General features: G+C 61.1%; 10 protein-coding genes. All 10 read left to right on the top strand.

What is annotated here, in order from left to right:
- Position 1 precedes the first annotated feature (1 nt).
- The 10 genes from IIA05_04005 to ftsZ are packed head-to-tail and all read left to right on the top strand — an operon-like array spanning position 2 to position 11,304.
- Positions 2-1,087: a phospho-N-acetylmuramoyl-pentapeptide-transferase gene (locus IIA05_04005; protein MCH9026268.1), complete on the top strand. Its 1,086-nt coding sequence runs from the start codon at positions 2-4 to the stop codon at positions 1,085-1,087.
- A gap of 42 nt (positions 1,088-1,129) precedes the next feature.
- A complete protein-coding gene (gene murD / locus IIA05_04000; GenBank protein MCH9026267.1) occupies positions 1,130-2,503 on the top strand; it encodes a UDP-N-acetylmuramoyl-L-alanine--D-glutamate ligase in 1,374 nt (457 codons plus the stop codon).
- On the top strand, positions 2,500-3,702 hold the full coding sequence (gene ftsW / locus IIA05_03995) for a putative lipid II flippase FtsW (GenBank protein ID MCH9026266.1): 1,203 nt from the start codon (positions 2,500-2,502) through the stop codon (positions 3,700-3,702). Before murD ends, ftsW begins: the two co-directional genes overlap by 4 nt.
- Positions 3,699-4,829, top strand: a complete 1,131-nt coding sequence (murG, locus tag IIA05_03990; protein ID MCH9026265.1) for an undecaprenyldiphospho-muramoylpentapeptide beta-N-acetylglucosaminyltransferase — start codon at positions 3,699-3,701, stop codon at positions 4,827-4,829. The genes ftsW and murG overlap by 4 nt, the downstream gene beginning before the upstream one ends.
- An 8-nt stretch (positions 4,830-4,837) precedes the next feature.
- Positions 4,838-6,247 (top strand): UDP-N-acetylmuramate--L-alanine ligase, encoded by a 1,410-nt coding sequence (gene murC / locus IIA05_03985; GenBank protein MCH9026264.1) that lies wholly within the window; start codon positions 4,838-4,840, stop codon positions 6,245-6,247.
- Positions 6,244-7,143: a UDP-N-acetylmuramate dehydrogenase gene (gene murB / locus IIA05_03980; protein ID MCH9026263.1), complete on the top strand. Its 900-nt coding sequence runs from the start codon at positions 6,244-6,246 to the stop codon at positions 7,141-7,143. Before murC ends, murB begins: the two co-directional genes overlap by 4 nt.
- A gap of 13 nt (positions 7,144-7,156) precedes the next feature.
- A complete protein-coding gene (locus IIA05_03975) occupies positions 7,157-8,104 on the top strand; it encodes a D-alanine--D-alanine ligase (GenBank protein ID MCH9026262.1) in 948 nt (315 codons plus the stop codon).
- Positions 8,097-8,876: a cell division protein FtsQ/DivIB gene (locus tag IIA05_03970; protein MCH9026261.1), complete on the top strand. Its 780-nt coding sequence runs from the start codon at positions 8,097-8,099 to the stop codon at positions 8,874-8,876. The genes IIA05_03975 and IIA05_03970 overlap by 8 nt, the downstream gene beginning before the upstream one ends.
- 9 nt (positions 8,877-8,885) lie before the next feature.
- Positions 8,886-10,121 (top strand): cell division protein FtsA, encoded by a 1,236-nt coding sequence (gene ftsA / locus IIA05_03965; GenBank protein MCH9026260.1) that lies wholly within the window; start codon positions 8,886-8,888, stop codon positions 10,119-10,121.
- 43 nt (positions 10,122-10,164) lie between these two features.
- The gene (gene ftsZ / locus IIA05_03960) at positions 10,165-11,304 is read left to right on the top strand and encodes a cell division protein FtsZ (protein ID MCH9026259.1); all 1,140 of its coding nucleotides are present in this window, start codon (positions 10,165-10,167) and stop codon (positions 11,302-11,304) included.
- Positions 11,305-11,342 lie beyond the last annotated feature (38 nt).

Raw genomic sequence — 11,342 nt, 5'->3', positions numbered from 1 at the left:
GGTGCTGCTGTATTTAACGGATTATCTCAGCCAGCTTTATTCGGGCTTCAATGTATTCGGTTACCTGACCTTGCGGGCGATTCTCAGTGCGTTGACCGCGCTTAGCATTTCTTTGTTGGTGGGCCCTTTGATGATACGCCACCTGAGTATTCGCCAAATCGGTCAGCAGGTTCGCGAGATCGGCCCGGAAACCCACTTGCTCAAGGCGGGCACGCCGACCATGGGCGGCGCCCTGATTCTGATCGCGATCGTGCTGAGTACGCTGCTGTGGTCCAGGCTCGATAATTATTATGTCTGGGTCGTACTCGGGGTGACGCTTGCATTCGGCACCATCGGTTTCGTCGATGACTACCGTAAATTGATTTTGAAAGACTCGCAGGGCCTGTCGGTCAGGGCGAAATTGTTCTGGCAGTCGGTGGCCGCGATCTCGGCCGCGCTGATCCTTTATTACAACGCGCAGGACCCGGCCATCGAGCATGCTTTGCTGATCCCCTTTTTCAAGGATTGGCTCATTCCGCTGGGCGGCTTTTACCTGGTGTTCACCTATTTCGTCATCGTCGGCACCAGCAACGCGGTCAATCTCACCGATGGCCTGGATGGCCTGGCGATCATGCCTTGCGTGCTGGTTTGCGGTGCGCTGGGAATTTTCGCTTATGCATCGGGCAATATCGTCATCGCCGAGTACCTCGGTATCCCATACATCGCCGGTTCGGGTGAAATGATGGTGTTCTGTGCCTCGCTGGCCGGCGCCGGGCTGGGCTTCCTTTGGTTTAACACTTATCCGGCACAGGTTTTTATGGGCGATATCGGTGCGCTTGCGCTGGGCGCCGCCATCGGTGTTGTTGCCGTCATTGTGCGCCAGGAATTAATCCTGCTGGTGATGGGCGGTGTATTCGTCATTGAAACGGTCTCGGTCATGTTGCAAGTGGCTTCGTTCAAGCTTACCGGCAAGAGAATTTTTCGCATGGCGCCTTTGCATCATCACTATGAGCTCAAGGGATGGGCGGAGCCCAAGGTTATTGTCCGGTTCTGGATTATTACGGTGATCCTGGTGCTGGTCGGTTTGTCGTCGTTGAAGATTCGCTGACAGGTTTTTCCAATGCTAGGTAGCGGGCAAAAAAATAACTTGATGGCAGGCGCCGAGCCGGGCGGTAATGGCGTGCGTTGCCGCAGCCTGGTGATCGGGCTCGGCGCCACCGGTTTGTCGCTTGCCCGTTTCCTGTCGGCGCGGGGCGATGCGGTGCTGATCGCCGATACCCGGGAGAAACCGCCGGGACTGGAGGCTTTGCAAAAAGAAGGCCTGGATGTAGAACTGGCGCTGGGGGCATACCCGGCAGGCTGGCTGGATCGGGTCGATCGTATTTGGGTTTCGCCGGGCGTTTCCCTCGACCACCCCGTGTTACTGGAGGCGAAGGCCCGCGGCCTGCCGCTGGGTAACGACATCGGGCTGTTGGCGCAGCGCGCCCGCGATACGGGCGTGCCGTTGGCCGCCATCACCGGCTCCAACGGCAAAAGCACGGTCACCACCATGCTGGCCACGATGCTCGAGAGGGCCGCGGTCCGGGTAAGGACCGGTGGCAACCTGGGCCCGCCCGCGCTCGAGTTGCTGGGCGGAGACACGCCCGAGCTGTACTTGCTGGAATTGTCCAGCTTTCAGCTTGACCTGGTGTCCGGCCTGCAGGCAAAAGTCGCGACGTTGCTCAATGTGTCGGCAGACCACCTGGATCGCTATGCGGACTTTGCCGCCTATGCGGCCAGCAAGGCGAGGATTTTCGAACGCTGCGAAAAAGCCATCGTCAATCGCGACGATGCCACAGTGATGTCGCTGCTGCCGCCTGGCTGCGAGTACCTGAGTTTTGGCCTGGATGCACCCGCCGGAAATAATTTTGGATTGCTTGGCAATGGATTGAATGGCGCGGATTGTTTTCTTGCGCGCGGCAATGAAGAGCTGCTCGCCGTAGCCGAGTTACCGCTTAGCGGCCGGCACAACCTGGCCAACGCGCTGGCGGCACTGGCGATGGCCGATGTCTTGTCCGTGCCCATGGATACCTGTGCGCGCGCGCTACGCATGTACACCGGCCTGCCCCACCGAACCCATCTTGTTGCCGAACAAGATGGCGTTCGCTGGGTCGATGATTCCAAGGGAACCAATGTGGGTGCTGCGGTCGCCGCGGTCGAAGGCTTGCAAGGTCCGTTGCTGCTGATCGCCGGGGGTCAGGCCAAGGCCCAGGATTTTGCCCCGCTGGCGGCGGCGCTGGCCGGCAAAGCGAGGTCTGCGATCCTGCTTGGCCAGGACGCTCAGGTACTCGCCGAGGCGCTGCTGCCGATTTGCCCGGTCAGTCATGCCGGCAGTATGCGTGAAGCGGTTGAGATCGCCCACGCGCAGGCGCGTCGCGGGGACACGGTGCTGCTGTCGCCGGCTTGCGGCAGCCAGGACATGTTTGACGATTTCCGCGATCGCGGCCGGGTTTTCTCCGCTGCGGTGGCAAAGGCGCTTTCGTGAACACGCCGGCGATCACCCTGCATAACGCCGGACTACCGCGGCGAACCAGCCTGGACCCAGTGCTGGTTGGGCTGGCGGCAACCCTTTTACTGCTGGGCCTGGTCATGATGACCTCGGCCTCGATAAGCATTGCCGAAAGTGAAACCGGCAATGCGTTTTATTACCTGCAAAAACAGGCAATGTTCCTTTTGCTCGCTCTCACCGGCGGCTTCATGGCCATGTTGATCCCGACCCAGGTCTGGCAGCGGACGGGCCCGTTGTTGCTGTTGTCCGGGCTGGCGTTGCTGGTCCTGGTTTTGTTGCCTGGTGTCGGCAACACGGTCAATGGGGCGACTCGCTGGATAAGTTTCGGGCCTGCTTCGCTGCAGGTTTCTGAACCGGCCCGTTTGTTGATCCTGATGTACCTGTGCGGGTACCTGGTACGGCGGCGCGAGGCCCTGCAGACGAGTTTTACGGGTTTGGCCGGGCCGGTATTCCTGGTTGGCCTGGCCTGTGCCCTGTTACTGGCGCAACCGGACTTTGGCGCGGCGACGGTGCTGATGGGAACGACCCTGGGCCTGTTGTTTCTCGGTGGCGTGCGCTTGCGCGATTTTCTGATGCTGTTTGTCGCTGTGACGGGCGCCCTGGCAGTCCTCGCAATCTCTGCGCCATACCGGCTCAAAAGACTCACCGGATTTCTTGATCCTTGGGCAGATCCGTTCGATTCCGGCTTTCAGCTTACCCAGTCGCTTATCGCTGTGGGTCGCGGCGAATGGCTGGGTGTCGGGCTGGGGAACAGCGTGCAGAAAATGTTCTACCTGCCTGAGGCGCACACCGATTTCGTGTTTGCGGTGATTGCCGAGGAACTGGGTCTTGCCGGTGTGCTGCTGATTGTCTGTCTGTACCTGCTGGTGGTCTGGCGCGCTTTCTGGCTGGCACGATATTCGGCCGAGGCCGGCCGCTATTACCAGGCCTACCTGGCTGCCGGCCTCGGTATCTGGCTGGGGCTGCAGGCGTTCATCCATATGGGCGTCAACCTGGGCCTGCTGCCCACCAAGGGCCTGACTTTACCCATCCTCAGTTACGGTGGCAGCAGCCTCCTGGTGACCTTTATCGCGCTCGGATTGTTGCTGAGGATTCGCCTGGAACTGGGCCAGGTCGGTAGCCAGGGTGGCGCCCGAAAACGGCAGGTGGTCCGCAGCCGGAGGCCTCGCCGATGAGCGGCCCGGTCATGATCATGGCGGGGGGGACGGGAGGACACGTGTACCCGGCGCTGGCCGTTGCCCGCGGCCTTGCCGCCATGGGCAGGGATGTCGTTTGGCTGGGTACGCGGCGCGGGCTGGAAGGCAGGGTCATCCCGCAGCAGCAAATACCGATCGAATGGATTTCGGTCTCCGCTTTGCGCGGCAAAGGCGTGGTCAGCTGGTTACTGGCGCCGTTTCGATTGCTAAGAGCGCTTTTTCAGTCGCTATCCATTCTGCGAAAAATCAGGCCGGCGGTGGTGCTCGGCATGGGTGGTTTTGTTTCTGGCCCCGGTGGGCTGGCGGCGCGCCTGCTAGGTCGCAGGCTGGTTATACATGAGCAAAACGCTGTCGCCGGTCTGACCAACCGCTCGCTCGCACGAATTGCGGATCGTGTTCTGGAAGCTTTTCCGAGTAGCTTTCCAAACCCGGAGCGCATCAGCTCCGGGGTCGAGACGGTCGGCAATCCGGTTCGCGATGAAATCCTTTCGCTGCCCGAACCGGTCCTGAGAATGGCGGGCCGGAGCGGCAGCCTGCGCCTGCTGGTGCTGGGCGGCAGTCAGGGTGCGTTGCGTCTCAACACGATGGTGCCGCTGGCGCTGGCGCAGATAGATAGCGGCCAGCGGCCGCAAGTCTGGCATCAGGCCGGCGAGAGGACCCTGGCGCAGGCAAAGGCCGCCTACCGGCAGCATGACATCGATGCGCGCGTGGAACCGTTTATCGAACAAATGGCCGATGCCTATGGCTGGGCGGACCTGGTGGTTTGCCGTGCCGGTGCACTGACCGTATTCGAGCTGGCGGCCGCCGGGCTGGCAGCGGTGCTGATACCGTTTCCGTCAGCCGTCGATGATCACCAGAATCTCAATGCCAATTGGCTGGTTCGCGCGGGGGCCGCGGTACTGCTGCCCGAAGCGAATCTGTCGGCAGATTCGCTGGCCGCCATAATTCTGAGATTTGCCGGCGACCGGCAAAGCCTGCTTGAGATGGCTGGCCGGGCCAGGTCGCTGGCTGCTCCCGGCGCCTGTGGCAAGGTCGTGCGGGCGTGCCTTGGCGCCATGGCCGATGGGCCGGGTTTTTCCCCGGACCGGCACAAGGGGGTGTCATGAACACTCGTATGCGGCAGATTAACCGGATTCACTTTGTCGGTATCGGTGGGGTCGGCATGGGCGGGATCGCCGAGGTGATGATCAACCTGGGTTACCAGGTTCAAGGCTCGGATCTGCGCCACGGTCGGGTTACCAGGCGGCTCGCGTCGCTGGGCGCGAGTATTGCGATCGGTCATGCGGCTGAGAATGTCGGTGCTGCGGATGTGATTGTCGTGTCCAGTGCGGTTAGCGAAAACAACCCCGAGATCGAAGCGGCCAGACAGCGGCGTCTGCCGGTCGTACAGCGTGCGGAAATGCTGGCTGAGTTGATGCGCTTCCGCTATGCGATCGCGGTCGCCGGCACCCACGGCAAGACCACGACGACCAGCCTGATCGCGTCAGTGCTGGCCGAAGGCGGCGAGGACCCGACATTTGTCGTCGGTGGATTGCTCAAGAGCGCCGGCACCAATGCGCGCCTGGGTACCGGCCGCTACCTGGTTGCCGAAGCCGACGAGAGCGACGCGTCTTTTATGCATCTGCAGCCGATGCTCGCTGTGCTGACCAACATCGACGCCGACCACCTGGAATCCTATGGCGGCGATTTCTCCAGGCTGCGGCAGAGCTTTATCGAATTCATCCATAACCTGCCTTTTTACGGGCTCGCCGTACTCTGCCTGGACGACGAGGGCGTTGCCGATGTGCTCGATGAGATCGCGCGACCGGTGACGACTTATGGCCTGAGCGCGGCTGCCGATGTGCGGGCGGAGAATGTCCGGCAACAGGGTGCGATTTGCAGTTTCACTGCGCTTCGGCCGGACCGTGAGCCGCTGGCGATTACCCTGAATCTTCCCGGTGTGCATAACGTCAGAAACGCCCTGGCGGCGATCAGCGTGGCCCATGAACTCGATATCGCCGACGATGCCGTAGCGCGGGCATTGCGGGAATTCGCCGGCATCGACCGGCGCTTCCAGGTCCAGGAAATTCAGTTGGGCGGTCGTCAGGTTCTGCTGATTGACGACTACGGCCACCATCCGACCGAAGTGAGCGCAGTATTGGAAACTATCCGCACCGGCTGGCCGGGCCGGCGCCTGGTGCTCGCCTACCAGCCACACCGGTATACCCGGACCCGGGATTTGTTCGCCCGGTTTGCCGAAGTCTTGTCCGGCGCCGACGTATTGCTGTTGTGCCCGGTCTATCCCGCCGGTGAAGAGCCGATAGCTGGTGCCGACAGCAAGGCGCTGGCCGAAGCCATACGCTCGCGCGGAGAGCTAGAGCCGATATTGTTGGGCGAACTCGATGACTTGCCCGGGATGTTGACCGAAATCCTCGCCGAGGATGACATTCTTGCCCTGCTGGGCGCAGGCGATATCGGCATACTCGCTGCAAATCTGCAAAAGCAGTCGCCCAACGACCTGCCGACCGCGGAAACCGGATCATGAATGCACTGGCCGGCATCTCGATCCGCGGGCGGATACGGTACGACGAGCCGATGAGCCGACATACATCCTGGCGTGTGGGCGGTCCCGCCGATATTTATTTCCAGCCGGCCGATGCGCAGGACCTGGCCGATTTTCTGGTCGGGCTGGACAGCGGCACCGAAATTCATTGGCTCGGCCTCGGCAGTAATTTGCTGGTTCGCGATGGCGGATTGCGCGGGGTCGTAATCGCGACCCACCCCGGCCTGTCAAATCTGCAGCGGCTCGACAACGGGTTGGTGCGGGCCGAGGCCGGCGTTGCCTGCGCCAAACTAGCCAGACAATGCGCCCGCTGGAAACTCGGGCCGGCCGAATTCTTCGCTGGGATACCGGGCACCGTTGGCGGAGCGCTGGCGATGAATGCCGGGGCCTTCGACGGCGAGACCTGGCAACAGGTTGCCGCGGTCGAGACGGTTGACCGGGCCGGCCGGATTCGGACCCGGCAACGGCTTGAATTCGAGGTGTCCTACCGCGAAGTTAAAATGCCAGCCGTTGAATGGTTTGTCGCCGGCTTGTTCGAATTCGACGAACAGGCGGATGCCAGCGTAGCCGGAATTCGCAGATTGCTCGCGCGGCGCAAGGAGAGCCAGCCGATCGGACTGCCCAGCTGCGGCTCCGTTTTCCGCAACCCGCTGGACGATCATGCGGCACGCCTGATCGAAGCCTGTGGGATGAAGGGCATGCGCCTTGGCGGTGCGGAGGTTTCCGGCAAGCACGCCAATTTCATTATTAACACCGGCGATGCGACAGCGGCCGATGTTGAACGCCTGATTGAAAAAATACAGGAGCAGGTGCGCCAGGAGCAGGGCGTGGAGCTGGTCGCCGAGGTCAGGATTGTGGGAGAGAGTCTTGCAGACTGAATCGCGTACCAGGATTAGCGATGCAGACGCCTTTGGCCGCGTCGCCGTGGTCTATGGCGGACTCTCGCCCGAGCGGGAAATTTCCTTGTTGACCGGCAAGCCCGTGCTCGCGGCGTTGCAGGAGAAAGGCGTGGACGCTCACGGTATCGATGCCGGCGTCGATTTGCTCGAGGTGCTGGCGAACGGCCGTTTTGATCGGGCCTGGATCGCGTTGCACGGGCGCGGCGGTGAAGACGGCAGTCTGCAGGGCGCGCTGCAGCTCATGGGTCTGCCGTATACCGGAAGCGGCATACAAGGATCGGCGCTGGGGATGGACAAATACCGCAGCAAGCTGCTGATGATCGGTTGCGGCCTGCCGACGCCACCGTTTCGGGTGTTGGCGGGCGTGGCCGATCTGGCTGGCCTGGCAGACGAACTCGGTTTGCCGCTGGCAATCAAACCGGCCTGCGAAGGCTCCAGCCTGGGGATGGCCAAAGTCACCGATGCCGCGGATCTCGAGGCGGCATACGAGTTGGCTTGCCGGCATGACGATTGCGTCATCGCGGAGCTTTGGCTGGATGGCGGCGAGTACACGACCGGCATATTGCAAGGCGAAGCCCTGCCGATCATTCGCATTGAAACACCCCGCAGTTATTACGATTACCAGGCCAAGTACTTCAGCGACAGTACCCGGTATCACTGCCCGGCAGGCCTGTCCGCTGAGCAGGAGCTTCGTTTCCGCAAGATGTCCTTGCAGGTCTTTGCCGATATCGGCGGCGAAGGATGGGGGCGTGTCGATTTCGTACTCGATGATCGGGGCGAGCCGCAGATCCTGGAAATCAACACCGTGCCGGGCATGACCAGCCACAGTCTCGTGCCAATGGCGGCACAGCGGCAGGGGATCGATTTTCCCGAGTTGTGCTGGCGCATACTCGAAACCAGCTTCATCGCCCGCCAGCCGGCAGGGGGTGGCCATGCTTAACAGACGCAATCGCAAACGCCCGCAGCAGGAACCGCTGTTCGACTGGGTTGCGATCAGGCGGTTTGCGCTGGCTGGCGGGACCTTGCTGGCTATCACTGCCTCGGTGATCTTCGTGTTCTTGCTGCTGGACCGGCCGGTCGCAACCATCCAGGTGGATGGCCCGTTCGCAAGGGTCAATGCCAGCCAGATCGAGGCCGAGGTTCTCGCCAACCTGCATGGCGGCTTCATATCGCTGGATCTCGATAGATTGTCGACGACCATAAGGCGATTGCCGTGGGTGGACCAGGTTCGCATCAGCCGGCAATGGCCGAACGGTTTGCACATTACGCTGATCGAGCAACGCCCGGCGGCTCGCTGGGGTGCATCGGGCCTGCTCAATGTTCGCGGCGAGTTGTTTATAGCTGACAGCCGTCATGTGCCGGCTGGCTTGCCCTTGCTGGCCGGACCGCCAGGAACGGAAGCTGAAGTCGTCAAAGTTTTTCTGGCGGCGCGTTCATATTTATTGCCGCATGGACTGGATGTCGTGGGACTGGTGCGCGATCCGCGCGGCGCATGGGACATGACGCTCAGCAGTGGTGTAGTCATCAGGTTGGGGCGGCATCGCGTCGACCAGCGGATCAGGCGCTACGGCGACCTGGTGCTGGAGATTGTTGGCGCGGATCCGGGAAGGGTTGAATACGTCGATATGCGCTATAGCAACGGGTTCGCTATCGGCTGGCGGAAACAGGATGAGGCGGCAGTTGCCGCCCGGTTAACCGCACACAGCGGCTAAGGAAAAAGAATGTCGAGAAAAGGTGACAGAAATCTGATTGTGGCGCTGGATATCGGCACCTCAAAGGTGGTCGCGATAGTCGGTGAAATTACCGACGAAGGCGGGGTTGAGGTTATTGGTCTTGGCAGTCACCCGTCCCGCGGACTGAAGAAGGGTGTGGTCGTGAACATCGAGTCCACAGTCCAGTCGATTCAGCGTGCGGTGGAAGAGGCCGAGCTGATGGCCGGCTGCGAAATCCACACCGTCCATGCGGGAATCGCCGGTAGCCATATCCGCAGTCTGAATTCCCACGGCATCGTCGCGATACGCGACAAGGAAGTGACCCGCGGCGATGTCGAGCGCGTGATTGAAGCTGCGCAGGCCGTCGCGATACCGGCGGACCAGAGAACGATTCACGTTTTGCCGCAAGAATTCATCATCGATCACCAGGAAGGCATACGCGAACCGATAGGCATGTCCGGGGTCAGGCTTGAGGCCAAGGTTCACATGGTGACCGGCGCCGTCAGCGCGGCGCAAAATATCATCAAGTGCGTGCAGCGCTGCGGACTACAGGTCGAGGACGTGGTTCTCGAGCAGCTGGCATCGAGTTACGCGGTACTGACCCAGGACGAAAAAGAGCTGGGCGCCTGCCTCGTGGATATCGGCGGCGGCACCACCGATATTGCGGTTTTCAGCGGCGGCGCCATTCGCCATACGGCGGTGATCCCAATTGCGGGAGACCAGGCGACGAACGATATAGCGATCTCCCTGCGCACGCCCACCCAGTATGCGGAGGAGCTCAAGATCCGCTACGCCTGTGCCTTGTCGCAACTGGCCAACCCGGACGAAACGATCGAAGTTCCCAGCGTGGGCGACCGGCCACCGAGGAGACTGGCGCGGCAGACGCTGGCCGAAGTCGTCGAGCCGCGCTACGAGGAATTATTCATGCTGGTCCAGGACGAACTGCGACGCAGCGGTTTCGAGGAGCTGGTTGCCGGCGGCATTGTCCTGACCGGTGGCAGCGCGAAAATGGAAGGTGCGATCGAACTTGCCGAAGAAGTTTTTCACATGCCGGTGCGCCTAGGCGTTCCGCAATTCGTTCAAGGATTATCCGATGTGGTTCGTAACCCGATTTACGCAACCGGCGTGGGCCTGCTGCTCTACGGACAGGAGGCGCTGGCCGACAAGGCGGCTTCTACGCCACTCGGTGGCGATCTCAGGGATGTCTGGGAGCGTATGAAAACATGGTTTCACGGAAATTTCTAAAGGGTATTTGTTGTGTTAAGTGCTGATGCTAAGGAGGGGAGTGATGTTTGAGTTAATGGATTCGTACAGCCAAACCGCGGTTATCAAGGTCATCGGAGTCGGTGGCGGGGGTGGCAATGCGGTCATGCACATGGTCGCGGCGGGAATCGACGGCGTGGACTTTATTTGTGCCAATACCGATGCACAGGCGTTGAAACATTCAAGGGTGAAAACATCGTTGCAGATTGGTTGCAACATCACCAAGGGGCTTGGAGCGGGCGCCAATCCTGAAGTCGGCCGGCAGGCCGCGATGGAGGACCGTGACCGTATTCAGGAAGTGATCGAAGGCAGTGACATGCTTTTTATCACCGCCGGCATGGGTGGCGGAACCGGTACCGGTGCTGCGCCCGTGGTCGCGCAAACCGCCAAGGAGATGGGGATTCTGACCGTCGCCGTGGTGACCAGGCCATTCGAAATGGAAGGCGTGAAGCGGCGCGCGGTTGCTGATCAGGGTATCACCGAACTCAGCCGCTATGTCGATTCGCTGATCACGATTCCCAACGAAAAATTGCTGTCTGTACTTGGCAGTGAAACCACTTTGCTGGATGCATTCAGAGCAGCCAACGATGTCTTGCAAGGAGCGGTCCAGGGAATCGCCGAACTGATCACGCGACCCGGCCTGATCAACGTCGATTTCGCGGATGTCAGAACAGTGATGTCTGAAATGGGTATGGCGATGATGGGTTCGGGAACGGCCTCGGGCCCTGACCGCGCCAGGGAAGCGGCCGAGGCTGCCGCATCCAGCCCGTTGCTTGAGGATGTCAACCTTGCCGGTGCAAACGGTATTCTGGTCAACGTCACCGCGGGCGAAAACCTGTCAATCGGCGAATTTCAGGAAGTCGGCAATACGGTGAAGGAATATGCCTCGGAAAATGCGACGGTCGTGATTGGCACGGTGATTGATCCGAAAATGAAGGACAGTATCCGGGTGACGGTCGTTGCGACCGGGTTGGGAGAAACCGCCCAGGCAGCGCGGCCGCAAATGGAGGTCGTCAAGAAAGCCGCGAACGGCGATCCCAATTACTCGTACCTGGAGACACCGACTGCGGCCCGGCGCAACAAAATGTATGAATCCGGCAGCCGGGCGATGCCCAGCGAAGAAGTACTGGATATACCCGCGTTCCTGCGCCGACAGGCGGATTAGCAGCGCCGGCGTCGCTGGCGGCGTGAGCCGCCGCCGCC

The organism is Pseudomonadota bacterium, assembly GCA_022572885.1.
Taxonomy (GTDB): Bacteria; Pseudomonadota; Gammaproteobacteria; order Steroidobacterales; family MnTg04; genus MnTg04.
This window is presented reverse-complemented; position numbering and strand designations above follow the sequence as displayed.